The organism is Geomonas sp. RF6, from assembly GCF_021044625.1.
GTDB lineage: Bacteria > Desulfobacterota > Desulfuromonadia > Geobacterales > Geobacteraceae > RF6.
Genome location: NZ_CP087999.1, coordinates 1,376,305 through 1,403,291, shown reverse-complemented (window position 1 = coordinate 1,403,291; position 26,987 = coordinate 1,376,305). Strand labels below are relative to the sequence as shown.

Genomic DNA, 26,987 nt, shown 5'->3' with positions numbered 1-26,987 from the left:
CGCAGTACCGCTGGAGACGGCCATGGCCGAGCAGCAGGAAGAAAAGCAGAGTACCCCTCCCCGCAGGCACCCCGCCCTGAAAGTCTTCCTCTGGATAATAGGGATTCTCTTCGCGCTGATCGTCATCCTCTTCATCGCCTCCTTCTTTCTCGACGAGCCGATACGCAGGAACATGGAACGGCGGGTCAACCGCGACCTGAAAGGGTACTCGGTGCGCATCCCGGGACTCCATTTCCAGCTCATAAACCTCTCCCTGACGCTGAAGGGGATGACGGTCATACAGCAGGCGTACCCCAATCCGCCGGTCGTGTACTTCCCCCGGCTGAAGGCGAGCGTGCACTGGAGGGAGATTTTCTCCGGGAGAGTAGTGGGGGAGTTCAGGCTGGACCAGCCCCGGGTGAACATCAACCTCCAGCAGCTGCAGGCCGAGGCGCGCAGCAAGGTTCCGGTGAAGCAGCGCGGCTGGCAGAAGGCGGTGGAGGATATCTACCCGCTGAAGATCAACACCCTCACCATAAACGACGGGAGCGTGACCTATCTCGACGTCGATGGCAAGAACCCCATCTCCCTCACCCACGTCAACCTGCGTGCCACGAACATCCGCAACATCCACCTGCCGGACAAGGTTTACCCCTCCTCCTTCCGCTTCGACAGCACGGTCTTTGGGACCGGACGCGCGGCGGTGGAGGGGCGGGCGAACTTTCTCGCCGAACCGGTCCCCGGGATCAAGGCGGGGCTGAGGCTTGAGAAGGTGCCCATCGACCGGCTGAAGCGGATCGTGGCGCGGGCGAACCTCGCGATCGAAGGGGGAATTCTGGAGGCTGCAGGAGATGTGGAGTACGCTCCGGCGGTGAAGAGGGCGCACCTGCAAAAGCTTTCCATAAAGGGGATGAGGCTCGACTACATCCATTCCGCAAAGACGGCGGCAGCCGAGGAGCGGCGCGCGAAGGCCGCCAAGAAGGCGGCGAAGAAAGTCACCAACAAGCAGGACCTCCTCTTGCGGGTGGACGAGCTCGCGCTGACCGGTTGCACGCTGGGGATGCGCAACGAGATGCCGGGGAAGCGCTTCCGCGTCTTCATCGCCGATACCGATATAAGCCTCACGAACCTCTCCAACAACTTTACGGAGGGGCCGGCAAAGGCGAAGCTGAGCGGAAAGTTCATGGGGAGCGGAGTGACCAGCGCTACCGCGACCTTCCGCCCGGAGAAGAAGGGGCCGGACCTCGACCTGTACGTGAAGATCAGCAACACGCAGCTGACGAGCATGAACGATCTCCTCAGGGCCTACGGGAACTTCGACGTCTCCAAGGGGACCTTTTCGCTGGTGACGGAGCTGCACGTGAAGAACGACGCGGTGCGCGGCTATCTGAAGCCGTTTTTCAAGGACATGCAGGTCTACGACCGGCGCAAGGACAAGGATCGATCCCTCTTTCACCAACTGTACGAGATGCTGGTGGGGGGGGTGGCGAAGCTCCTGGAGAACAAGCCGCGGCAGGCGGTGGCGACGAAGGCGGATATCTCTGGGCCGCTGGAAAAGCCGCACACCAGCACGATGCAGATCGTGGTGCAGCTGATAAAGAACGCCTTCTTCCGTGCCATACTCCCGACCTTTGAGCGCCAGGTTACCAGCAGCCAGAAGCGGTGAGGCAGTGGATGGTACAGGGAGTGGTGCGTCCGCGTTCGGCGGAAAAACGGGGTTCGTTCCCGCCTGGCACCAGGTAAAGAGGGGGCATCTCGCGCCATGCCGGAGGGGTGGCCGATGCCGGTGGTGGCGGTCCAAATCGTTGACAAATAGGACGAATGTGTGAACTTTTAAGGTGTAAAGTGTAGAAGGAGAGAGTGCTGAAACGGGGCTGCCGACCCTCGCAGGAGGGCCGGAGTAGTTGGTAAAACTCGCGGGAAAGTGAGGGAGGAGAGTCATGAGAACCGTGCTGCTGATAGTCCTTATCCTGCTCCTGATCGGGTCGCTGCCGACCTGGCCGTACAGCGCCGGGTGGGGGTACTACCCCAGTGGCGGGATCGGCCTCATCGTGGTCATACTGCTCGTCCTTATGCTGCTGGGGCGAGTGTGACGCTGCCGGGCGCGGCGCACGGGCAGCCATAACGGTGAGATGCAGGACCGGGAGGAAACAGCCGCAGCACCTGGATGTATGGAGTGTTCCGGCGGTGGAGAAGGATGCCGGGTGCAGGAAGGAGACGTACCGTCGTAAAGGAGACTTGAACCATGGCACGAAAGAACGTGGCAGTGTTTGGCATATATGTAGGACGTCAGGACATGGAAGAGGCTGTCGAGGCGCTGAAGAGGTCGGATTTCCGCCCCACCGATATTTCGGTCCTCTTCTCCGAGAACGTTGGCACGAAGGACTTCGCCCACGTAAAACACACGAAGGCTCCTGAGGGCTCGGCCGCAGGGGGAGGGACCGGTGCCGTGATCGGGGGTATCCTCGGGTGGCTGACCGGGATCGGCGCCTTGGCCATACCGGGTGTAGGCCCCTTCGTGGCCGCAGGACCGATCGTGGCGATGCTCGCCGGAGTAGGTGCGGGAAGCGTCATCGGCGGGCTCACCGGCGCGCTCGTCGGGATGGGGATTCCCGAGTACGAGGCAAAGAGGTACGCGGGGCGCATCAAGGGAGGGGACATCCTCGTTTCGGTGCACTGCGACAACGCTGACTGGAAAAAGAGGGCGCTGGACATCCTCAAGCGCACCGGCGCGGAGGACATCGGAACCGAGGGTGAGGCAAAGGCCGACTTCTCCGTCAGCGACAAGCCGCGGCCGCGCAGCGAGTAGCTTCAGGGCGTTCGCCGGGAGGCGCAATGACAGCCGGAGACGATGCAGCCAGAGCGGCCGGGACGGGTGACTCCGCAGGAAGGGGTGAGCCCCTGCTGGACCTGCTGAGGCGCGATCACCGGGAGATCCTCGATCTCTTCGACCGGGTCGCCGAGTGCGGCAAAGGGGAGCTCGACAAGATGCTCTCTCTCTTCAACCGGATCGAGGAAGGGGTGCAGAGGCACTTCGAGGGGGAGGAGAGGTTTCTGTACACCGCTCTGGAGCAGCACGAGGAGGCTCGCGGCCTCGTGCTGGAAAGCTACGAGCTGCACCGCGTTGCTACCTTCACCATCGGGGGCTTCAAGGCGCTGGCACTGGATGACGAGCGGTGGAGACCGAAGGCACTGGTGCTAAGGCGCCTGGTTGAGGTGCATGTGGAATTGCAGGAGAAGGATCTCTTCCCGGTGGCGTTGAGGGTACTGGGAGAGGAACAGCTGCGCGGGATTGAGGCGCACTTTGTAGGGGTAAGAAGCGGCAGCGATCCTCACCGGGCGGGGCTCGATGCGCCGAAGTAGAGGGCACGCGAGGTGATGGGTGGAGACGGAAAAAGGGACTCTCGAAAGCGGGAGAGTCCCTTTTTTTGCATCGTCCGTTTTCCGGCAATCTTGTGAGCTGTGCGCCGGCGGCTAGCGCAGTATCGCCCCCTGCGTTTCACCGTGCTGGGTTTCGTCGTCGTAGTCGACCTGCACGTCCCGCAGGCGCTTCAGCTTTTCATGGACCAGGGACTTCGCACGCTCTTCCAGTTCCTTGCTGCTGTCGAAGCTGCCCAGGGAGGCGAGGGAGGTGTTGATGTCCGCCGCGGCTTTCACTGCCAGGTCCTTGTGGCCGAACTCATGGATCTTCAGGTTCTCGTAGTACTTGTTCCACATCTCTGCAATGGGGTCTGTCCCGCTCGGGGTCGCCCTCTTCGGGAGGTGGAACACGATGTCCACGTCAGTCGCGATCGACTTCAGTGAGTACTTCCCGTTGTCTTCGGCGACATCGTAGTGATAGCTGATGTCCCAGGTGGTGAGGGCGGCATACACCTTTCCGTCATTCCACTTGGTCCCTTTCTCCCTCATCTGATGCAGGAGGTTATCCGGATCTGAGCCATTAATGTCATAATATTGATAATTCTCTTTCACCATCAGTTCGTGGGAAACGTCCAGCTTCTTCTGTGGCATCGGATTTTGTTCACTCTCACTAATTTTAGCTACTGTGATTGGCGCAGTCTGCAAAAGATTGTCAGCGAGAATCGGTGATGCAAAAAAGAGCGTGGCAATAAATAACAGCGTCGAGCGTACTACCATTCTTCTTTTCCTCCTGCCTCGTGATCATTGGCAATGTAGAATTGTCCAAAAGATTGTTAGACAATATAGGAGGCGAGGAAAACTGTAAGTGAGCCAGCGCACAAAACTACAGTTTGCACCGGAGCTTTTTGCCGCGAAAAAGCAATGCGTTGCTTGAAACAAGAGGGAAAATTGTTATAGTACCTTTATAACCTTGCGCTAACCAAAGGGAGCGCACACAACCCAAGAAGGGAGGACCAGCATGGAAACAGTAAAGCGGATGATATTTGCCGCTGTGGCTCTCGTCGCTCTTTCAGCATTTGCCTTCGGCGCAGGCTCAATGGGTGGCTACACTGACACTTCAAGCGGGGCCAGCCATACCACCATAGGTAACGACAACACCACGTCCGGCAGCTCCCCGGGTGCGTATAGGGGGAGCGATGTGAACCAGGGCGGGACGACCGGTTACAGCGGGAGCGGCAGCATGTCCGGAAGCGGGGCGGGCGGCTCGACCGGCAGCGACAGAGACCTGTACCAGGGAGGCGGCACCGGCGGCTCGACCGGCAGCGACAGAGACCAGTACCAGGGGGGCGGCACCGGCGGCTCCACCGGCAGCGACAGAGACCTGTATCAGGGAGGCGGCACCGGCGGCTCAACCGGCAGCGACAGCGACATGTACAAAGGGAGCGGCAGCGGCGGCTCCACCGGCAGCGACAGCGACGTGTACCACGGGAGCGGAACGGGAGGGTGGAGCGAAAGCGACCCGTACAGCGGCAGCGGGACTGGCGGCTCGACCGGAACCGGTTCGAGCGGTGGCAGCTACAGGGGTAGCGACGTTCAGAGTGATCAGGATATGAGAAGCAGCAGCCCTGGCGGCACCATGGGGAGCTACTCGAGCGCGAAGAAGGATAAATATCACAAGAAAGCGCCCATGGGCGGGACGGGTGGCAGCTACAAAAACTACTGATCTGCTAGGATTTATTGATGTGAGCGTATAGATGAAGGTGCAAGATCTCACCTGAAGGCAGTGGTCCCCTCCGCGGAACCACTGCTTTTTTTTTCTTCGGACGGCGCAACTCCAGGGCGACCGTAGGCAGGGCGACCGTAGGCCGGAATAAGCGCAGCGTTTCCGGCAACGCTCGTGCAGCAAGGAGACGCCGGAGGCGAGCGCCGGGAGCGCCTGCGGCTTATCCCGGCCGGCAACGCTACCTACGACGGTACGCGGGTGGCTAGAGGGAGACGTCGTCGAGGGAGGCAGGAGGCGGGGGGGGCTCCTCGCCGGGAGCGGTACCGGTAAAGTCTCGCCAGACGACGACGAGGAGGACGAAGACGATGGGGCCTGCCAGAAGCCCCAATACCCCCATGGTCATGACTCCTCCAACTGCGCCCAGAACGACAGCAAGTGCAGGAATTTTCCCACCCTTAGCTCCCACCGCGAGCGGTCTGATGACGTTGTCGGTTATGGCGACGACTACTATGAGACACCAGAGGAAGAGAAGGAGCGCGTGAAGGTATTCGCGGCGCAATCCGAGGTACGCCACCAGGGGAATCCAGATGACGGCGGAGCCGACAACCGGCAGGAGCCCGGCGGCAGCGGTAAGAACCCCGCAAAGGACAGCAAGGGGCGTCCCGGCGACGTAGTAGCCCACTCCCGCAAGCCCCCCCTGCACGAGACAGGTGAATAGGGTGCCGACAACGACGGCACTCGTGGTGGAGCTGATCTCCGAAAGATAGAAGAGGACGCGTTCCCTGTGTCCGCTGCAGCGCCTCATGGCGGCCGTCACCACCGCGTCTCCGTCACGATAGACGAAGAAAAGGATGAAGAGCATCAGTGCCAGGGCGAAGAGGAGGGCGGCGAGGTTTTTCAGCGCGCTCGTCACCGCCTCCAGGAGGTAGTGGGATATCCCCGCGGCGAGTTTCGCGACATGCCCCGTTATGTCTATCCCCACCCGGGCACCGAGGGAGATGACCGGCTTTGCGAATGGCATCTTTTTCAGGAAGGTCCCCCCTTTCAGCGCGGTGAGGGAGTTGAAGAGCTGCTGGCTCTCCTTCAGCCAGTCTGCAGCATTCTCCTCTATGAGAAAGAAGAGGCCGGCGAGGGGGAGAATGAGGCCAAGGATGATGAGAAGGGTCATTGCCGTCGCAGAGAGGAGCGGACGGCGGCCGGTCGCAGCATGGAGGCGCCGGTAATGCGGCATCGTGGCTATCCCGATAATGAGGGCCCACGCGAGAGGGCTGGCAAAGGGGGCTGCGAGGTAGGCGGCCGCACCGGCTGCCACCGCAGTGGCGAGAGCCGCAATGATCGCTAGATAAATTTTCAGGTCCATGCCGCTCCCCTGTCGCCAGCGATGAAACTCCTTCCTCCCCTGGCACGCAGTGTGGGGGATTACGGCGCATAAGGCGCTGCTGGCACGCATAAACTGTAATCAGCGACGGAAAAGTTTCAACCTCCGTACCGGGGAGGAAGGGAGGCCCGGACGTGTTGCGGCAGCATTTGGCCCCATCTATACTTTTCTTAGGTAATACGGCGCGTTGGCGCCGGAGGGAAGGAGGAAGGTGATGGCAGAAGGCGAAGAGAAAAAGGAGTTCCCGGCACAGCGCCAGGAGCAGCCGGGGGTGGAGCAGAAGATGACCCCTCCTCCCGACTCCGGTGAGCAGGAGTATCGCGGGACAGGAAAGCTGAAGGGGAAGGTGGCGATCATCACGGGGGGGGACAGCGGTATCGGCAGGGCGGTGGCGATCGCCTTTGCCCGGGAAGGGGCGGACGTGGCGATCGCCTACCTCGAGGAGGAGCAGGACGCGAGGGATACAAAGGAGATGGTGCAGAAATCGGGCGCACGCTGCCTCACCTTCGCCGGCGACGTCGGTAACGAGTCATTTTGCAGCGATATCGTGGAGAAGACGGCGCGGGAGTTCGGACGGCTGGACATCCTCGTCAACAACGCGGCGGAGCAGCATTACGCAACGAAGCTCGAGGAGATAACGGCGGAGCAGCTGGAGCGGACCTTCAGGACGAACATCTTTGCCTACTTCTTCATGGCCAAAGCCGCGCTGCGCCACCTCGGCGAGGGGGGGCGGATCATCAACACGACCTCCGTCACCGCCTTCAAGGGGAACCCGATGCTCCTCGACTACTCCTCCACAAAGGGGGCGATCGTCGCCTTCACCAGGTCGCTTGCCCTCTCCCTCGCGGAGCGCGGGATACTGGTCAACGGTGTCGCCCCGGGTCCTGTCTGGACGCCACTCATTCCTGCGACCTTTCCGGACGAGAAGGTGGAGAAATTCGGTGAGAACGTGCCGCTGAAGAGGGCGGGTCAGCCGTCGGAGATCGCCCACAGCTACGTTTTCCTTGCCTCGGACGGCGGATCGTACATGACGGGGCAGATCCTGCATCCGAATGGCGGCACCATCGTCGGCGGGTGACGCTTCCCCCGCGCCGTGACTGCCGCCCCCTGCGGCGCGGGGTCAAATGCTTGACAGGGTGGCGTTGGAGTATACACTAATAATATCGCGTAATTATGTCGCGCTTACGACTTGCGGCACGGTGTATAGGTGTCGGCCCGAAGAGACGCCGGGCGGGTCTTGAGCGATGTCCGCTGTCACAGCGTTGGAGGTGCAGGCCATGTCCCTGTTGCATGTGGTGTTGGTCCTCATAGTGGTCGGCGTACTTCTCTGGCTCGTGAACTCGTTCATACCGATGGCAGGATCGATAAAGTCCATACTCAATGCCGTAGTGGTGATAGCCGTTGTACTGTGGCTCTTGAACCTGTTCGGGCTTTTGGATTTCCTCTCCAACATACGGGTGGGGAAGTGATTTTGAGATAGCTGCGGCGGCGCGGTAGGTGAAGGCAGGTCAACGTAGCCTGGGCAGCGCGCAGGCGAGACAGAATGAATCACGGTGGGTGCCCCCAGGGGTGCCGTAAAACCGCATCGGAGGACGAACCATGTTGTGGACGCTCGTGGCAATACTGCTGGTACTCTGGCTTCTCGGGCTGGTTACCAGCTACACCCTTGGCGGCTTTATCCACGTACTGCTGGTAATCGCAATCATCGTGGTGGTAGTGAACCTGGTACAGGGGAGGAGACCGTTATAGACGGGTAAGATGGGACGAGGCGGAAAGGCCGTCTGCGGCCTTTCCGGCGTAACTTCCGGAGTATAGCCGTAAAAAAAATTTTGCACCAGACTGTAATTCGCCGGTTGGTGATGCTATATTTTACTCAGGTAGCTACCTGGATCAGAATCTCGGACAAAGGAGGGACCATTTATCGAGAGATCTCACACAATGAGGCTTCATAAAACATGACCGTTGTTGAGGCTCGGCGTCACTGACCGCCCGAGATACCCTGGAAAAGGGTGAAACGAAACCAAAGAAAAAAGAGGCCCGCCTACCCTATGGCGGGCCTTTCATTTTGCAGCAGCGTCGGTTCTTACTCCCGCGGCGCGCCTCTCCTCCGACACCACCTTTTGACTCCCCTCCCACTCGCTGCTATCCTGTAATTAGAGATGAAAGAAACTTCACTGACGTTGCGTGCAGGTGACCATGACCTGCAGCTCCCTCGCCACCCGCCAATCCGCCTTCGGGACGCCGCAGGTGATGAATCTTCTTCCCCCTGTATGGATGCAATTTAGCTTGTGTACCGGTATTTCGCTGCGTTAAAATGACTCAGTCATCTGGTCGCTGCGTCATTTGATCTGGAGGTGAGTTGTAGTTTTTGCACCGGGTTGATTATGGGGTAGGCGTTATGATGCTTAAAGTCATATTTGCCAATGGTGAAGAAGGAACAGTCCCTTCCTACGGGCTCGATTACCTTATCAGGGAAAAAAAAGTCATTGCCTTCCAGCGCTCTGACGGGTGGGCCTATGTCGGGCGTGATCAAATAAGGAAAAAACAGGTACCTCTGAAGCGCCCGGGACAAAGGGACTACGATTTTCTCTTCAAGAGAAGCAATGCTGAAGAGCAGTAGGTTGCTGCCAAAGATTCACGTGATTCTTTACGAATTAGTATCGAGGCCGCTCTTCACACCGCTCACATAAGGAAAGGAAGAGACGGCCTCCGGTACGGTATCTCCAGGCGCTCTTCGCACCCTCTACTTAAGCGGGGGCGAGGTAACGGGCAATACTCTCCTTCATCCGCTCAATCTCCTCCTTAAGCTTCTCCGGCTCGTCAGTGACCCTCTCCACCACGGCGACAAGGCGCGCCTGGGTCTCTTCATCTACCTGTACAATTTTCGTTCCCAGCATGGTATAGAAGGAGTACACCACCTCCACGACCAGGCGCAGCGGGGCCTCCTCGTCATCGAGAAAGACGAGGACCACGCACTCCTCCCCCTTCGGGACGATTATGCCGTCCGAGAAGCTGATGAGGGCGCCGTTTAGCGACATGTTCTCGGTGTGGCCGTGGTAGGTGATCCCGTTATGGGTCAGGGCGCAGCGCGCGGTGAGGCGAATGCGGTGGAACTTTCTTTTTTCCATTGTCTCTCACTCGGGGTAACGTTCGCTGGGAAGCGTCCTCTTCTTATCGTCACGACACGGAAAATCTGTAGCACCTTTGCAGGCTTTCCATATGTAAACGGGGTGGTATAGTCCTCAGTGGCTTTTACCAGGATGCGGAGGTGGAGATGAATATGAAGCTCATGAGATGGCTGGTGGCGGGAGGATGCATGCTTCTCTGTGCGTGCGCCGTGATAACGGTGAACGTGTACTTCCCGGAAAAGGCGGCAAAGGAAGCATACAAGTCGCTCGACGAGATGCTCCTGAAGGACGGCGAGCATCCGACAACCCAGGAGACGCCCCCTGCGCAGTCGGCGCCGGGTGCAAGGCCGGAGGAGAAACCGCAGAGCAGCCTGAGGCGGGAAGTCATCGGGCTCTTCACCGTCTCCGAGGCGCATGCCGCCGACAGCGATGCCGAGGCCCTCGCCGTCGAGCTCTCCAGCATGCCGGAGGTGCTGAAGGCTTACGACGAGATGAACAAGAGGCTGCCGCGGCTGAACCAGCTCTTTGACAGCGGTGCCGTCGGGCTCACGAAGCAGGGTCTGGTGACGGTGCGCGACAAGGCGAAGACGGTCGATACGGACGAGGCGCTGGTGAAGTCGGAGAACGAGAGCCGCAAGACGGTCGTGGCGAGCATGGCGAAGGCGATCGTGAAGCTCAACAAGCAAAAGGAGAGCAAGGCTCTCATCGACCAGGTCATGGGAAAGGCCGCCTCCACCTTTGCCGACACTAAACGGGAGGCGGCGAAGCCGGGGTGGTGGATGCAGCTGGAGAACGGGCGCTGGGTCCAGAAGTAGCCCTTATCAGGGGTCGGATCAGGGAAATGGAAAGGCCCGCGGCATGAGCTGCGGGCCTTTTTCCGGTCATCGGCGCGACAAATAGCAGCGGCTATTCTGTACTTCCGTCCAGGATGCCGCGCACCTTCGTCAGCAGCTCCCCCGGGGTGAACGGCTTGTTGAGGAGGATGAAGTCCCCCTCCACCAATCCCCTCTGGAACATGATGTCGTTCGTGTATCCGCTCATGAAGAGGACGCCGATCCGCGGGCGTACCTTCCTGATCTCCTCGTACAGGGCTTTCCCGTCCAGCTTCGGCATCACCACGTCGGTCGCCAGCAGCTCGATTTCGTCCTGACGCTCCACGAATTTCTCCAGGGCGTCCTGCCCGTCCAGCGCCTCCACCACCCGGTACCCTGCCTGCTCCAGGATCATCTTGTGCAGCTGACGCACCGCGGCGTCGTCTTCGGCAAGAAGGATCCCCTCCCTCCCGCCGGCCGGTGCATGGCGCTGCGCCTCCCCCTCGTCCTCCTTTTGCATCTCCTCGATGAGGGGGAGATAGACAAGGAAGGTGGTACCGACACCCCGCTGCGAGTTCACCTCGATGAAGCCGTTGTGCTGCTTCACGATGCCGTAGCTGATGGCCATGCCGAGGCCGGTTCCCTTGCCGAGTTCCTTCGTGGTGAAGAACGGCTCGAAGATCCTGTTCCTCGTTTCCTCATCCATCCCGAGCCCGGTGTCCACCACGGAGAGGCAGGCATAGCTCCCTTCCCTGCCGAAGCCGTGCTCGTGGATGAAGCGCTGGTCCATGGAGGTGCGGAACCCCTCTATCAGAAGGCGCCCCCCCTGGGGCATGGCGTCCCTCGCATTGGTGACCAGATTCATCAGGACCTGCTCCAGCTGACCGCGGTCCGCCATCACCACCAGGTCGGGACGGGAGAGGCGCACGGTGAACTCGATGTCCTCAGGAATGATGCGCGCGAGCATCTTCTCGAAGTCGTGCACCACCTGCCCCACGTCCAGCGGCTTGGTCCGCAGCACCTGCTTCCTGCTGAAGGCGAGGAGGCGGCTGGTAAGCTCAGCAGCGCGCGCCGTCGCCAGCTGCACCTGCTCTGCGTACCCCGCCAGGGTGCTCCCCTTCTCGAGTCTGTTGGCTAGGATGTCGGAGTACCCCATGATGGCGGTGAGTATGTTGTTGAAGTCGTGGGCGATCCCCCCGGCGAGCTGCCCGACCGCCTCCATCTTCTGGGCCTGGTGCAGCTGCGTCTCCAGGTTCACCCGCTCCTCCTCCGCCTGGTGACGCTCGCTGATGTCGCGGCTGATGCCGATCAGCCCGCGCACGTTGCCCGCCTCGTCGTAGAAGGGGGTCTTCAGCGTCTCCAGAAGGACATGCCGGCCGTCCGGGTAGTCGACCCACTCCTCGTTGAGCCGCGACTGGCGCTGCGCCATCATGTTGCGGTCCATCTCCCTGAAAAGCCGCGCCATCTCCTCCGGGAATAGATCGAAATCGGTCAGCCCCGTCAGTTCCCTTTCCCTGCGTCCGGCGAAGTATTCGAACGCCTTGTTGCAGCCGAGATAGGTGCTGCTGTGGTCCTTGAAGAAGATGAGGTCGGGGATGGAGTCGAGGAGCCCCCGCAGCAGCGTCCGCTCCTGGTCTCGAGTGGCGGCGAGGCTGCGGTACTCCTCCGCCGTGATCTGCAGCGCCTGGCTCGCCTGCTGATGGCTGATCCTGGTGCGCAGCGCGCTGATGCCGTAGGCGAGGTCGGTGGCGAGCTGCACCATGAGATCGACCTCCTCCTCATCAAAGGCATCGGCCTCGGACGAGTAGATGTTGAGGGACCCGCGCTGCACCGGGGAAAAGAGGGGGACCGCCAGGATGGAGCGGTACCCCTGTGCCTCGGCCCGTTCCCTCCAGGGCGCGAAGGAGGAGTCGACTGTTCTCACATCCTTTATGTAGGTCGGCTTGCCGTTGCGGATCGCCGTACCGACAGGGCCGCGCCCCTGCACCGTGTCGGCCCAGACGATGTCCAGCGACTCCAGGTACTCAGGGGAGCCTCCCGCCTCCGCGGCCAAGTGCACGCTCTGCTTCTCGTCCGACTCCGCATAGGCGACCCAGGCGCAGCGATGCCCCCCTTCCTCTACCACAATCGTGCAGACATCGTGCAGCAGTTGCGACTCGTTCTCCGCCCTCACCAGCGCCTCGTTGCACTTGGTGAGCGTCCTCAGTGTCCGGTTCAGCCGGGACATGGCGTCCTCTGCTCGTTTCCTCTCAGTGATGTCCTTCACAAAGCCAAAGAGAAAGCTCCTCCCCTGCAGCTGGACCTTCCCTGCAGATATGAGGACGGAGAGAAGGTGCCCATCCTTGTGGCGCAACACCCCTTCCATGCCGTTGACGAAGCCTTTTTCGTCCAATGCCTGAAGAAGCTGCCGACGTATCTCCGGGACGGGCCACAGGCCGATCTCCAGTGAGCTTCTGCCGATAACCTCCGCCTTTGTATATCCGCTGATCCTGGAGAATCCCGGGTTCACATCGACGAAGATGCCGTCTTCGAAGGTGCTGATGGAGATGTATTCCGGAATGACGTCGAAGGCGGCGCGGAAGAGATGGTGACTCTCGCGGGAGGCGACCTCCGCCCGCCTGAACTCGGTGACATCCTGATTCGTCCCGAGGAGCTTTACCACCCGGCCGTCCGGATCGCACCCCATGCGGTAGCGCACCACCACATAGCGCCTCTCGCCGTTGGGGCGCACCACCATGTGTTCCATCTGTCCCGTGTGGCGGGGATCGCGACTGGAGAAGGCGGCTTCCAGCTGGTCGACCACGTGCTGGGCGTCCTCGGCGGGAATGAATCGTCTGAGGTAATGGTCGAGGGAGACGATGTAGCTCCCCTCCCGCCCGACCGTCGTCCCGTACACCTCGTAGAACCGGTCATTGAAGTGGAACATCCCGGTCGCCAGGTCGTATTCCCACTGCGCCAGCCTGGCGTGGTCAACAGCGAGCTCCAGCCGCTCCTTGCTCTCTCGCAGCTCGTCCTTTGCCCGTTCCCGCCGGGCGACATCCCTGATGGCGGAGATGGTCACGCCGCGCCCCTGCCATTCGAAGGAAGAAGTGCGGATTTCCGCAGGGAAAACCTCTCCGCTTCGCGTTCGCTGACGGCAGACTGCACCCTCGTCACCAGGAGTCAACGAAGCTTCTCCATCCGCGGAAAGCTCTGCAGCCGGACGGCCGACGAGCTCTCCCCTGTTGAACCCGTACAGGCGGCAGGCGGCGGTATTGGCCTCGACTATCGCGCCGCTCTCACTGTCGGTAATGAGGATTGCGTCGCTTTGCAGGTCGAAGAGCTGCCGGAACTTCAGCTCGTCCGCCGCGAGCTCCGCCTCCCGCTTGCTGCGCAGGCGCATGAGGAGGAGGATGACGGAGGAGAAGAGGATGGTGAGGAGAACGGCCAGAAGCACGACCTCCTTCCTGAAACGGTCGTACATATTGAAGTAGACGCTCTTCGGGGTGCCGACATAGAGCGCCCCGATCGTTTCCCCGTCAGCTGTCTTTATCGGGTCGTAGGCGGTGAGGGAGGGGACGCCGAGGACAAGGGCCTCGCCGCGGTATCCTCTCCCCTGGCTGAAGAGGGCGGTCCGTGCCGGTCCTTGCAGGACGGTTTCGATGGCGCGGGTGCCGTCTGTGTTGACGACGTTGGTCGCGATGCGCCGATCGCCGAGAAAGATGGTGGCGGTGCCGCCGAAGACCTCGGATATAGCGTCGGGGAGCTCATTTCGGCCGTTGAGGACGTACTCCCCGATCAGGAGCTTGTCATTCACTATCCTGAAGCCGCTCCCTTTTTCTTCGATGAGTTTTCTGAAGCTCTGGAGGTGCTGGGCCTGTTCCCGCAAGGCCCACTGCTGCGCGCTCTCCTTCACCTGGAAGAGAAAACAGAGGGTAGCGGTGGCGAGAGCTACGGCGACGAGGATGACCTCGAGGTAGAGAAATCGTGTGCTGACTTTCATTCGGGAACCTGGCTCGTGGTGGAGATCGGTGTCTGTGACTCACTCCGTATCGGCAAGAAGTGAAGTTGCATAAATGGTTTTCGGCGGGAAAGTGCGCATAACTCCGCGCAAAACCGCGGGCAGCGTGCCATGACAGATTTTGTATACAGAAGATGCCACAGATGTCGTCACCACTCAACCGCTTTTTGGGGGAAAAGGGGGGAAAGGCGACTCAGAGCACTCTTTGGCAGGGTGAAAGGCATTTGGCCCCTCCGATGAGGCCAGTGTGCGGCGCGGCAGAGACCCCCGGTCCAGAATCCGGCGCGGTATCTGTGCGGGCGAAAGCAGGAGCTCCCGCCCCCCCAAAGCGGAGGGGCAAGGTGGAGATAGGGTTAAGCCGGGGCAATTGGCCGATGTAGGCCGGGATAAGCCGACAGGCGTTCCCGGCAGTCCACCACTGACGCACGGCGCCTCAGCGAATGCCGGAAACGCTACCGCTCATTCCGGCCTACATGTGTCAGTGCGTCCATGGTGGAGATGGGGTTGAGCCGGGGCGTCAATGTAGGCCGGGATAAGCCGCCAGGCGTTCCCGGCAGTCCACCACAGACGCAGTCGCGCCTCAGTGAATGCCGGAAACGCTACCGCTTATTCCGGCCTACATGCGTCAGCGCGTCCACGGTGGAGATGGGGTTGAGCCGGGGTGTCAATGTAGGCCGGGATAAGCCGACAGGCGTTCCCGGCAGTCCACCACAGACGCACGGCGCCTCAGCGAATGCCGGAAACGCTACCGCTTATTCCGGCCTACATGTGTCAGCGCGTCCACGGTGGAGATGGGGTTGAGCCGGGGCGTCAATGTAGGCCGGGATAAGCCGCCAACCGTTCCCGGCAGTCCACCGCAGACGCAGTCGCGCCTCAGTGAATGCCGGAAACGCTACCGCTTATTCCGGCCTACATGCGTCAGCGCGTCCACGGTGGAGATGGGGTTGAGCCGGGGTGTCAATGTAGGCCGGGATAAGCCGCCAGGCGTTCCCGGCAGTCCACCGCAGACGCAGTGGCGCCTCAGTGAATGCCGGAAACGCTACCGCTTATTCCGGCCTACATGCGTCAGCGCGTCCACGGTGGAGATGGGGTTGAGCCGGGGTGTCAATGTAGGCCGGGATAAGCCGACAGGCGTTCCCGGCAGTCCACCACAGACGCAGTCGCGCCTCAGCGAATGCCGGAAACGCTACCGCTTATTCCGGCCTACATGTGTCAGCGCGTCCAACGATGCCCTCCCCCGCGTCTCCTCTACAAGGGAACAGCGTGGGGAGCGGGTGTGCCGGCATCTCCACAGGTGATCCAGAAGGGGGGCAGGAAGAGTCTGCGTGAAAACGCGGGGTGCTGCGTGAAAACGCGGAATGGTACGTCAGAACGCGTACCGCGGAACGTATCCTTCAGCCCCAGCCCCTGTCATTCATGCGATTTAAAAGAGGAATAGATTTTACTAATTCACGTGACCTAATTGTATACGCAAGGGTGTGGCCAGGGTGCCGCTCGTATCAGGGGGGGCGCTGCGTCACGTTGCACAGTCGTTGCCGTCGTTGGAGTGCCATGAATTGATCACTGGATTGACCAGGAGGCGGTTGTGTATATCGGACAGCACTCGCTAAGAAAGATTCTTTCTCTCCTTTTTGTTGCCTCTGTATTTCTCCTTTCTGTCGGGCCTGCAACTGCGGCAAATTCAGCGCGCGCCAAAGGTTCCCTCATCGTGAAGCTCCGCGCCGGCGTCAGCACTGCCGACGAGGCTCAGGTCATCGCCGCAAACGGGGGGACCCGGAAGGCGAGGCTGCATCAGTTGAGGCTTCATGTTGTGAAGATGGCCAGCGGGGACCTTCAGGCGGTGCTGGCGAAGTACAAGAAGGACCCCCGGGTGGAGGCGGTCGAGGTCGACCAGGTCAGAAAGGCGGCGGGGATTCCGGATGATCCGGCATACCCGTCTCAATGGGCTCTCCCGAAGATCGGGTGGGACAAGGTGGCCGGTGTCCGGGAGCCGGCCGGTGCCGCTATCGTTGCTGTCCTGGACTCGGGAGTAGACGCTTCGCACCCGGATCTTGCCGGCCGGGTCATGAAAGGCACCTCCTTCCTCGACAGTACCAACGGCCTGACCGATAGTACCGGCCACGGCACCGCAATGGCCGGCATCATCGCGGCCGTCGCCGGGAACGGCATGGGGGGCGCCGGGGTTGCGCCCGCGGGGGTGAAGGTCCTGCCGGTCACAGTACTCGACGCAGAGGGGGAAGGACTCGACAGCGACATCATCGCCGGGATCAGGTGGGCAGCGGACAACGGTGCGCACGTCATTCTCATGCCGTTCAGCAACCCGACCTTCAGCCAGAGCCTCCAGGACGCCATCGACTACGCCTGGTCCAAGGGCGCGGTACTGGTCGCCGCCACCGGCAACGGCGGAAGCAGCGCGCCGACATTTCCGGCAGGGGACCGCGGCGTCGTAGGGGTCGCGGCAACAGATCAGAACGATCTCCTCTACCGGGGGAGCAACTACGGGGACGACGTGTACCTCGCGGCGCCGGGGGTCGGCATCTTCACGACGGGGATGAACGGCAGCTACACCAGCATGACGGGAACCTCCGCGTCATCGGCGGTGGTTGCTGCGGTCGCGGGCTTCATGAAGGCTATGGATCCGGCCCTTACAAACGGCGTCATCGTGGGGCGCCTGGGGCGCACGGCGGATCAGACAGGGAACGCAGGGGAAGTCGGCAACGGCAGGGTGAACATGGCGAAGGCAGTCGAAGACGCTTCGATCTCTACGGTTCAGCCATCAGGAGTTTCTGCCGGTGGCGCATTCATCGACGGGTACGTGGCCGCAGGAGCGTGTACAAGTCTAAGGTTCCCGCAGTACCTCAGCGGCACTATCCAGACTACCGCAGTCGGCATGGTGTCAACTGCCATAGACATAGAGGCCCACAACGGTAATACGAAATGCACACTTATGAGTGCAACTGTAAAATTATCCAGCTCCAGTTCTACCGGTACGTTTTACAGTGACTCCGGCAAAAAAACCCCAATCACCACGATCGACCTGGATGGTGGAACCGGTCAGAACAACAACAACACCCACAAAGCCATTGTCTACTATAGTGACAGTACAGTTGGCAAGTACCTCCTTACAGCCGAACAAACTGGACTAACTTCTGGAGTTATGAATGAGGAGATAACGAGCAAGGCAGTGGCGACTGTCGCGCTGGGAGCTCTCACCCATACATACGATGGGACAGCGAAGAGCGCCACTGCCACTACAACACCTGCCGGACTTTCTGTCGTCTTAAGTTATAACGGGACTGCGGGTACAACATATGGTCCGACTGCTATCCCTCCCACGGACGCCGGAAGCTATACCGTCAGTGCAACGGTGACCGACCCGGCGTATGCCGGGAGCGCCAGCGGCACCCTCACCATTGCAAAGGCTCCCCAAACGATCACTGTCGCTGCTCCGGCTCCTCCGAGCGCAGCGTACGACACCACCTTTACCGTCGCGGCGAGCGCGTCCGGCGGCGCCGTCACCTACAGCAGCGGGACCCCCGCTGTTTGCAGCAACTCGGGTGCGACCTTCAGGATGTTGAGCGGGACCGGGACCTGCGTCGTGCAGTATGATCAGATCGGCAGCCTGAACTATCTCCCTGCGCAGCAGGTATCAAGCAGCACGACGGCAGCCAAGGCAGCCCAGGCGACCGTGACTGCGACAGCTCCTGCTCAGGCGGTTTTCGGAGACGTCGGCCTCTTCGCCGGTGCGACCGGGGGGAGCGGCAGCGGCGCCTACAGCTATAACGCCGGGGCCTCCACCGCCTGCAGCGTGGAACCGTCCACCGGCGCGCTCGCCTTCACGAGCGGTACCGGCACCTGCTCCGTCACCGCGAGTCGCGCCGCTGATGTCAATTATGCCGCCTCGGCGGCGAGCGCCCCGGCGGTGATAGCGGTCGGGAAGCGGACGCAGACGATCAACTTTGATCTCCCTTCTCCGGTGACGTACGGTGCCGCGGATTTCACGGTGACGGCAACGGGAGGGGGTTCCGGCAACCCGCTCACCTTTGCAAGTTCCGATACCTCTGTCGCCACTATCAACGCAGCAGGCGTCGTCCAGGTCGTCGGGGCAGGGAGCGCTGCCATTACCGTGAGCCAGGGGGGAAACGGCAACTACAGCGCCGCTGCCGACGTAAGCCGGTCCTTGGTAGTCGACAAGGCGGTCGTTACGGTGACGGCCAATAATGAAAGCCGCGCGTACGGGGAGCAGAACCCAGCCTTCAGCGCAAGCTACATCGGGTTTCTGAGAGGCGACACCTCAACGGTCCTCTCCGGTCTCCCTTCCCTTACCACCACTGCCGACAGAACGAGCCCGGTAGGGAGCTACCCTATCGTCGCGGCGGCTGGTGACCTTTCGGCAAAAAACTACAGCTTTAACTATGTCGACGGCACACTTCTCATCATCCCCGCGACGCCGGTCATCTCAGCATCCCCGGTCGCGAAGGAGATCGTGTTCGGGGAGTCTCTGGCCTCTTCCACTCTTACAGGAGGAACAGCGTCGACCGAGGGGACGTACAGCTTCGCCGACCCTGCCACCGTTCCAGCCGCAGCAGGGACTTACCGAGCCGCTGTAACCTTCACCCCGCTCGACGCGGCGAACTACAACGCTGCCACCCTGACGGTAGATGTGCCGGTTGCCAGGGCAACCCCGACAATCACGGCTCTACCGACGGCTACCGGCATCGTCTATGGCCAGACACTCTCCGCCTCCACGCTCACCGGCGGCTCAGGCTCCGTTGAAGGGAGCTTCAGCTTCAAGGTACCGGGTACGGCACCCTCGACCGCAGGCTCCTACAGCGCCGTGGTGATCTTCACTCCCTCCGACAGCAGCAACTACACGACCGCCACTGCTACGGTGAATGTGGCAGTGGCGAAGGCGACGCCGTCCATCACCAGTTGGCCCGCCGCCAGCGGGATAAAATACGGGGAGTCGCTCTCCTCCTCAGGACTCACCGGCGGCACCGCGTCTGTGGCGGGGGCCTTCACCTTCGATTTGCCCGATGCCGTTCCGGCAGCCGTAGGCCCCTACAGCGCAGCCGTTACCTTCACCCCGACCGACCCGGGATATACTCCTGTCTCCGATACCGTCATTGTCCAGGTCGCGAAGGGATCCGCCACCGTCGCACTCGGCAACCTCGGCCAGACCTACGACGGTACCCCCAGATCCGTCACCGCCACCACGGTTCCGGCGAACCTGCAGGTGGAAGTGAGCTACGACGGCTCCTCCTCCGCCCCGACAGCGGCGGGAAGCTACGCCGTCACCGCCACCATCAACGACGCGAACTTCGAGGGCTCAGCGAGCGGCACCCTCGTCGTTGCAAAGGGGAGCCAAATAATCACCTTTGGCGCACTCGCCGAGAAGACGTACGGAGCGGGAGACTTCGGTCCAGGCGCCAGCGCCTCCTCCGGGCTTCCCGTCGTCTATACCAGCAGCGCGCCGGCGGTGGCCACCGTAACGGCTGAAGGGCTCATTCACATCGTCGGGGCGGGGAGTGCAACGATCACGGCCACCCAGGGCGGCGACGACAACCGTCTTCCCGCAGCGGCGGTCGCCCAGGCCCTCACGGTGCGGAAGGCGGTCATAACGGTGACAGCCAGCAACGCCAGCCGCGCCTACGGAGAGCCGAATCCCGACTTCTCCGCGAACTACAGCGGGTTGATGCTGGGCGAGACAGCAGCTGCAGTCATCTCGGGGACACCGGGTTTCACCACGACGGCGACGGCAGGCAGCACCCCCGGAAGCTACCCGATCACCCCTGAGATCGGCTCGCTCTCGGCTGACAACTACACCTTCGTCTTCGCCCCCGGTACCCTTGCGGTCGACCTCGCCAGCCAGATGATTACCTTTAACCCCATCGGGCCGAAGACATACGGAGCAGGGAGCTTCCCCCTTGGCTACACCGGCGGCGCTTCCGGTCAGCCCGTTAGCTTCACCAGTTCCAACACGGCGGTCGCCACAATCGATGGCTCCACCGTCACCATCGTCGGCGCTGGGAGCACGATGATCACCGCCACCCAGCCCGGTGACAGCAACTACGCCTCCGCGACGGCGCAGCAGACCCTCACGGTAGAAAAGGCAGTCGTGACCGTCACCGCCAACGACCAAAGCCGCCCATACAACACCCCCAACCGGGAGCTTGCCGTCAGCTACAGCGGCTTTATCGATGGCGAGACAGCAGCGAATCTCGAGGGGGAACCAGTCGTCAGCACCAGCGCTCTCCAGTCGAGCCCCGTCGGCAGCTATTCCATCACCGTTTCGGCAGGCACACTAAAGGCAGCCAATTACACCTTCCGGTTCGTTGACGGAATCCTGGCGGTCGGGCAGGCGAGCCAGACGGTCTCCATCACTCCTTTCGAAAGGAACACCTATGGAGCACTGCCCTTCGATATCACCGCCACCGGCGGCGATTCGGGGAACACGATTTCCTTCACGAGCTCCAACCCGACCGTAGCGACGGTCTCGGGGAGCACCGTCACGATCGTCGGTGCCGGAACGACAGAAATCGTCGCCAGCCAGGCCGGCGACACCAACTACGCCCCCGGCACCGCCCGGCAGACCCTTACGGTAGAGAAAGCGCCGCTCATGGTGGCCGTAGCCGCTGCATCCCGCCCGTACGGCGCGGAAAACCCCGCCTTCACCGCCGCCTACACCGGTTTCGTGAACAACGAGAACGAAAAGGCGCTCCTGGGAGCTCCACAGTTCAGCACCACCGCCGCCGCCGGCAGTCCCGTCGGCGAGTACGAAATCGTGGTGAGCCGCGGCAACCTCTTCTCCAATAACTATGAATTCAGCTACGGCAACGGGAAGCTCGTCGTTGAGAAGGCGACCCCCGTCATCACCTGGAACACCCCCTCCGACATCATCGTCGGGAGCCCCCTCTCCGGGAGCGAGCTCAATGGATCCGCCTCCGTCCCGGGTACCTTCTCCTACACCCCCGACTCAGGCGAGGTACTGTCGCTGGGGAGCCAGACCCTTAGCACAACCTTCACTCCGCAGGACAGCGTCAACTACTCAACTGCGACGATGACGGTGGCACTGAACGTGGTCCCGAAAAACAGAGCCACCATAACCCTCGGTAACCTCAGCCAGACCTATGACGGTTCGTCCAAAAGCGTCAGCGTCACCACAACCCCGGCGCCTCTTGAGGTGACTGTCAGCTACAGCGGCACGGCGGGAACCAGCTACGGCCCGACCGCCACCGCACCGACGGCCGCCGGAACGTACACGGTGACTGCAACGGTGAACGATCCGACGTACCAGGGGACCGCCAGCGGGACACTTCTGGTCGCCAGAGGTGCGCAGACGATCACTGTAGGGACCCCGGCTCCTGCAAGTGCGCCGTACAACTCGTCGTTTACTGTAGCGGCGACCGCCCCCGGCGGGAGCGTGAAATACAGCAGCGGCACCGGGACAATCTGCACCAATGTGGGCGCGACCTTCACGATGGTGAGCGGGAGCGGGACGTGCGTGGTGCAGTACGACCAGGAAGGGAATGGAAACTACCTCGCTGCAGCGTCGGTGACGAACAATACTGCGGCGGCGAAGGCGGCGCAGGGTGTCGTGACGGTCAGTGCTCCTGTAGCGGCTACATACGGCGAAACGGGTCTGCGTGCCACTGCGGAAGGGGGGAGCGGCAGCGGCGCCTACAGCTACAGCGCCGGGGCTTCCACCGCCTGCAGCGTCGATCCCTCCACCGGCGCCCTGACCTTCACCAGCGGGACAGGCAGTTGCTCCATCGTGGCAACCCGTGGCGCTGACGCATATTACCACCTCTCCGCGCCCAGTGCCCCCGCGGCAATAACAGTAGGGAAGCAGGCGCAGATCATCAGCTTTGAATCACTACCCCCGGTCACCTACGGAGCAGCGGACTTCGCTCTACGCGCAACCGGAGGGGCTTCCGGAAAACCGGTAACCTACGCAATCTCCGATCCGACCGTCGCCACCGTCAGCGCGGACGGCCTCGTTCACGTCCTCAGGGCCGGCAGCGCCACCATCACCGCCAGCCAGTCCGGCGACAGCAACTACAGCGCGGCCGCAGATGTGGCGCAGACCTTGAGCGTCCGGAAAGCTTTCCTCACCGTTACGGCCAACGATGCGACACGCGCATACGGCGAGGCCAATCCGGCCTTCACTGCGGTGATGACAGGGTTTGTCAATGACGAGAATCCGGAGGCCATTTCCGGGGCCCCGGCCTTCGCTACCGAGGCAGGCAGCACTTCCCCTGTCGGACCGTACTTCATCATCCCGTCTCGCGGAGCACTGACTTCCAACAACTACGACTTCGCTTTCGTCAACGGGATACTCACGGTGACACAGGCAACGCCGTCAATTACCGAAAGACCGGCCGCGAGCGGAATAGTGTTCGGTGAGGCGCTATCCGCCTCCACCCTGAGCGGCGGGAAGGCCAGCACGGCAGGAACGTTCGCCTTCACCGCTCCGTCGGCAGTCCCCACCGCCGCAGGGACCTATCCGGCGGCCGTCACCTTCACACCGGCCGATTCCGGGAATTACAAAGCGGCGGCCGTCACGGTAGATGTGCCGGTTGCCAAGGCAACCCCGACAATCACGGCTCCTCCAACCGCGACCGGTATCGTCTATGGGCAGACACTCTCCGCCTCGACACTGACCGGCGGCAAAGGCTCCGTTGCAGGGAGCTTCAGCTTCAAGGTACCGGGGACGGCACCCTCAGCTACAGGTTCGTACAGCGCCGAGGTCGTCTTCACTCCCTCCGACAGCAGCAACTACACGACTGCCACTGCTACGGTAGATGTGGCGGTTGCGAAGGGAACGCCGACCATCACGAGCCCGCCGGTCGCCAGCGGGATCAGATACGGACAGTCCCTCTCTTCCTCGAGTCTCACCGGCGGCACCGCGTCTGTGGCCGGAACCTTCACCTTCACATCGCCCGATGCCGTTCCGGCAGCCGTCGGCCCCTACAGCGCAGCCATTACCTTCACGCCGACCGACCCGGGGTATGCCCCTGTCTCCGATACGGTGACCGTCGCCGTCGGGAAGGGATCCGCCACCGTCACATTGGAGAAACTGGGCCAGACCTACGACGGTACCCCCAGATCCGTCACCGCCACCACGGATCCGGCGAATCTGCAGGTGGAAGTGAGCTACGACGGCTCCTCCTCCGCCCCGACATCGGCGGGAAGCTACGCCGTCACCGCCACCATCAACGACTCCAGCTTCGAGGGTTCGGCGACCGGCACCCTCATCGTCGCAAAGGGGAGCCAGACCATCACCTTCGGCGCACTGGCCGAGAAAACGTACGGAGCGGGAGACTTCGGACCCGGCGCCAGTGCCTCCTCCGGGCTTCCCGTCGCCTATACCAGCAGCGCGCCGGCGGTGGCCACTGTTACGGCTGAAGGGCTCATTCATATCGTCGGCGCGGGGAGTGCGACTATCACCGCCACGCAGGGCGGCGACGATAACCGTCTTCCCGCAGCGGCAGTCGCCCAGACCCTCACGGTGCAAAAGGCGGTCATAACCGTGACAGCCACCAACGCCAGCCGCGCCTATGGAGAGCCGAATCCCGACTTCTCTGCGACCTACAGCGGGTTGATGCTGGGCGAGGCAGCGGCTGCAGTCATCTCGGGGACACCGGGTTTCACCACGACGGCGACGGCAGGCAGCATCCCCGGAAGCTACCCGATCACTCCTGAGATCGGCTCGCTCTCGGCTGACAACTACACCTTCGTCTTCGCCCCCGGTACCCTTGCGGTCGGCTTCGCCAGCCAGACGATCACGTTCAACCCGATCGAGCCGAAGACATACGGAGCAGGCAGCTTCCCCCTCAGCTACACCGGCGGCGCTTCCGGTCAGCCCGTTAGCTTCACCAGTTCCAACACGGCCGTCGCCACAGTCGATGGCTCCACCGTCACCATCGTCGGCGCCGGGAGCACGATCATCACCGCCACCCAGCCCGGTGACGGCAACTACGCCTCCGCGACGGCGCAGCAGACCCTCACGGTAGAAAAGGCCATTGTGACGGTCACCGCCGACGACAAGAGCCGTCCGTACAACACGCAGAACCCGCCATTTACCGTCAGCTACAGCGGCTTTGTCAGTGGCGAGACAGCAGCGAAGCTCGAGGGGGAACCGGTCGTCAGCACGAGCGCTCTCCAGTCAAGCCCCGTTGGCAGCTATCCCATCACCGTTTCCGCAGGCACACTAGCGGCAGCCAATTACAGCCTCCGGTTCGTTGACGGAACCCTGGCAGTCGGGCAGGCGAGCCAGACGGTCTCCATCACTCCTCTCGAAAGGAAGAGGTATGGAGACCTCCCCTTCGATATCACCGCCACCGGCGGTGAGTCGCGGAACCCGATTTCCTTCACGAGCTCCAACCCGGCCGTAGCGACGGTTTCGGGGAGCACCGTCACGATTGTCGGTGCCGGAACTACGGAAATCGTCGCCAGCCAGCCCGGCGACACCAACTACGCCCCCGGCACCGCCCGGGAGCCCCTTACGGTAGAGAAGGCGCCTCTCGTCGTGGCCGCAGCCGATGCCTCCCGCCCGTACGGTGCGGAAAACCCTGCCTTCACCGCCGCCTACAGCGGTTTTGTGAAGAACGAGAACGAAAAGGACCTCCTGGGAGCTCCACACTTCAGCACCATCGCCGCCGCCGGCACCCCCGTCGGCGAGTACGAAATCGTGGTGAGCCGCGGCACCCTCTTCTCCAATAACTATGAATTCAGCTACGGCAACGGGAAGCTTGTCGTTGAGAAGGCGACCCCCGTGATTACCTGGAGCGACCCTGCGGACATTTTCGTCGGAAGCGCACTATCGGGAACCGAGCTGAACGCGAGTGCGACCCCGGGAGGCGGCTCCTTTGGATATGCGCCTGCAGCAGGGACGACTCTCGTTACCGGGAGGCACTCGTTGTCCGTCGTCTACACCCCGGCCGACACCGCAAATTACACGACGGCCACGAAGACGGTCACGCTGAACGTGGTGCCGAAGATCGCGGCGACGGTTTCTCTCACGAGCCTCAGCCAGACCTATGACGGTGCAGCGAAACGGGTGACGGTGACGACGACTCCTGCCAACCTCCCGGTCGAGGTAACGTACAACGGCAGCAGCACGGTCCCGTCCAGCGCGGGAAGCTACAACGTCGTCGCCACCATCAACAGCGCGAGCTACACCGGTTCTGCCAGCGGTACCCTGGTCGTCGCCAAGGGGCAGCCGGTGGTGAGCTGGAGCAATCCGGCCGGTATCACTTACGGTGCCGCTCTTTCGGCGGTGCAGCTGAATGCCTCTGCAACCCCTGCCGGCGGCTCCTTCGTATATACCCCTGCTGCGGGTACAGTCCTACCTGCAGGGGCGGGGCAGATCCTTTCGGTCACCTATACGCCGGCCGATACCACAAACTACAGCACGGTAACAAAAACTGCCGCCATAACAGTTGCCAAAGCCACCCCCGCCATCACCTGGGGCAATCCCGCCGGCATCACCTATGGGACACCGCTCTCGGCCGCCCAGCTGAACGCGACCGCTTCAGTACCCGGCTCGTACAGCTACTCACCGGCCCACGGGGCGATCCTCACGGCCGGCAGCCAGACGCTCTCCGTCACCTTCACACCGCTCGACAGCGCCAATTACGCAACCGCCAGCGCCACGGCGGTCCTCGTGGTGGCGGGGAACCCCGCGGTGAATGGTGCCTGCGGCACGGCAAACGGCGCCAGCTACTCTGCCACCCCCGTCACCAATCTTTGCACGGCGGGAACCGCCTCGGCTGTAAGTGGGACCGGACCGTGGAGCTGGAGCTGCAGCGGTCTCAACGGGGGCGCCAGCGCCACATGTTCAGCGGCTCTGACGGCCCCTGTGGTGACGACACAGCCCTCTGCCAGCTTTGCCGCATTGAAATCGGGCACCACCTTTACCGTCAGCCGGTCCGAGGGTGGCAAGGCGTTCACCCCTGTCGTTGCCACGACCAGCACCACCTTCAAAGACACGGCGGCGCTGCTGCCGAACACGATCTACCAGTACACCGTCACCTCCGACACCGATCCGACCCAGACCGTCTTCATGACGATCCGGACGCCGCTCTACAACGGATGGAACATCATCGCGGTTCCGTATGCCACCAGCGGGGTCAATGCCTCCACCTTCTTCGGCGGGGGGGCGAGCGCGGTGTACGAGTGGGTCCCTTCCGGAGCGACAGCGGAGACGAGCAATTCCCCGCTCGGCTCCTATGTCACCGTTGCCACCCTCACGCCGGGGAAAGGGTACTTCGTGAAGGCGACGGGGAGCGGGACAACTCTCGTCTATGCCGGGAACCCCGGGCCATCCAGCGCGAGCATCACGCTGAAGCCGGGGTGGACCATGGTCGCCTCGCCGCAGACGAGCAACAAGACCAATATCGGGACGAAGTGGCTCATCGACGGCAACCCGCTGTCGCAGGCCATCAGCGCGAACAGGATAGGGGGCTCAGTCTACTGGTGGAACGGGAGCGCCTACGATTCCTGGTCGATCATCGGCAGCAATCCGGTGATAGAGACGTGGAAGGGGTACTGGATACTCAACCTCGACTCGCAGAACCATAGCCTGACCATTCAGTAGGAGCCA

The 26,987-nt window shown here is 62.0% G+C and carries 15 protein-coding genes; 11 read left to right on the top strand and 4 right to left on the bottom strand.

The genetic code is table 11. The features are described from left to right. Positions 1 to 22 precede the first annotated feature (22 nt). From LPW11_RS05990 to LPW11_RS05975, 4 genes are all read left to right on the top strand, one after another. The gene (locus LPW11_RS05990) at positions 23 to 1,645 is read left to right on the top strand and encodes a DUF748 domain-containing protein (protein ID WP_230997222.1); all 1,623 of its coding nucleotides are present in this window, start codon (positions 23 to 25) and stop codon (positions 1,643 to 1,645) included. 274 nt (positions 1,646 to 1,919) lie between these two features. After that, the gene (locus tag LPW11_RS05985; RefSeq protein ID WP_230997221.1) at positions 1,920 to 2,072 is read left to right on the top strand and encodes a DUF3309 family protein; all 153 of its coding nucleotides are present in this window, start codon (positions 1,920 to 1,922) and stop codon (positions 2,070 to 2,072) included. A 152-nt stretch (positions 2,073 to 2,224) separates the two neighbouring features. Continuing rightward, the gene (locus tag LPW11_RS05980) at positions 2,225 to 2,788 is read left to right on the top strand and encodes a DUF3341 domain-containing protein (RefSeq protein WP_230997220.1); all 564 of its coding nucleotides are present in this window, start codon (positions 2,225 to 2,227) and stop codon (positions 2,786 to 2,788) included. A 26-nt stretch (positions 2,789 to 2,814) separates the two neighbouring features. Next, complete coding sequence (locus tag LPW11_RS05975) at positions 2,815 to 3,342, top strand: hemerythrin domain-containing protein (protein WP_230997219.1); 528 nt, start codon at positions 2,815 to 2,817, stop codon at positions 3,340 to 3,342. Between the two features lie 111 nt (positions 3,343 to 3,453). Here LPW11_RS05975 and LPW11_RS05970 read toward each other — a convergent pair whose 3' ends face one another. Then, positions 3,454 to 3,990 (bottom strand): DUF922 domain-containing protein, encoded by a 537-nt coding sequence (locus tag LPW11_RS05970; protein ID WP_230997218.1) that lies wholly within the window; start codon positions 3,988 to 3,990, stop codon positions 3,454 to 3,456. Positions 3,991 to 4,357: 367 nt separating this feature from the next. Between LPW11_RS05970 and LPW11_RS05965 the strand changes: the two genes are divergently transcribed. Next, positions 4,358 to 5,062, top strand: coding sequence for a hypothetical protein (locus tag LPW11_RS05965; RefSeq protein ID WP_230997217.1), 705 nt, complete (start codon positions 4,358 to 4,360; stop codon positions 5,060 to 5,062). Between the two features lie 262 nt (positions 5,063 to 5,324). On the opposite strand, the gene LPW11_RS05960 is transcribed toward LPW11_RS05965, so the two are convergent. Next, complete coding sequence (locus tag LPW11_RS05960; protein WP_230997216.1) at positions 5,325 to 6,422, bottom strand: AI-2E family transporter; 1,098 nt, start codon at positions 6,420 to 6,422, stop codon at positions 5,325 to 5,327. A 232-nt stretch (positions 6,423 to 6,654) separates the two neighbouring features. Here LPW11_RS05960 and LPW11_RS05955 point away from each other — a divergent pair, with 232 nt between their 5' ends. The 4 genes from LPW11_RS05955 (at position 6,655) to LPW11_RS05940 (ending at position 9,060) form a co-directional block, all read left to right on the top strand. Next, positions 6,655 to 7,518, top strand: a complete 864-nt coding sequence (locus LPW11_RS05955; protein WP_230997215.1) for an SDR family oxidoreductase — start codon at positions 6,655 to 6,657, stop codon at positions 7,516 to 7,518. A gap of 199 nt (positions 7,519 to 7,717) precedes the next feature. Next, entirely contained in the window at positions 7,718 to 7,909 is a 192-nt protein-coding gene (locus LPW11_RS05950; protein WP_230997214.1) for a Thivi_2564 family membrane protein, read from the top strand. A 130-nt stretch (positions 7,910 to 8,039) separates the two neighbouring features. After that, positions 8,040 to 8,189 carry a lmo0937 family membrane protein gene (locus tag LPW11_RS05945; RefSeq protein WP_230997213.1) on the top strand — a complete coding sequence of 50 codons (150 nt, stop codon included), beginning with the start codon at positions 8,040 to 8,042 and terminating at the stop codon, positions 8,187 to 8,189. Between the two features lie 649 nt (positions 8,190 to 8,838). Further along, entirely contained in the window at positions 8,839 to 9,060 is a 222-nt protein-coding gene (locus LPW11_RS05940) for a GSU3473 family protein (RefSeq protein WP_230997212.1), read from the top strand. Between the two features lie 127 nt (positions 9,061 to 9,187). On the opposite strand, the gene LPW11_RS05935 is transcribed toward LPW11_RS05940, so the two are convergent. Beyond that, positions 9,188 to 9,568: a PilZ domain-containing protein gene (locus LPW11_RS05935; RefSeq protein WP_230997211.1), complete on the bottom strand. Its 381-nt coding sequence runs from the start codon at positions 9,566 to 9,568 to the stop codon at positions 9,188 to 9,190. A gap of 152 nt (positions 9,569 to 9,720) precedes the next feature. On the opposite strand from LPW11_RS05935, the gene LPW11_RS05930 reads away from it, so the two are divergent. Next, complete coding sequence (locus tag LPW11_RS05930; RefSeq protein WP_331001599.1) at positions 9,721 to 10,383, top strand: DUF1318 domain-containing protein; 663 nt, start codon at positions 9,721 to 9,723, stop codon at positions 10,381 to 10,383. A 91-nt stretch (positions 10,384 to 10,474) separates the two neighbouring features. On the opposite strand, the gene LPW11_RS05925 is transcribed toward LPW11_RS05930, so the two are convergent. Continuing rightward, positions 10,475 to 14,362, bottom strand: a complete 3,888-nt coding sequence (locus tag LPW11_RS05925; RefSeq protein WP_230997209.1) for a PAS domain S-box protein — start codon at positions 14,360 to 14,362, stop codon at positions 10,475 to 10,477. 1,603 nt (positions 14,363 to 15,965) lie between these two features. Between LPW11_RS05925 and LPW11_RS05920 the strand changes: the two genes are divergently transcribed. Beyond that, positions 15,966 to 26,981, top strand: a complete 11,016-nt coding sequence (locus LPW11_RS05920) for an MBG domain-containing protein (RefSeq protein ID WP_230997208.1) — start codon at positions 15,966 to 15,968, stop codon at positions 26,979 to 26,981. Positions 26,982 to 26,987: the final 6 nt, after the last annotated feature.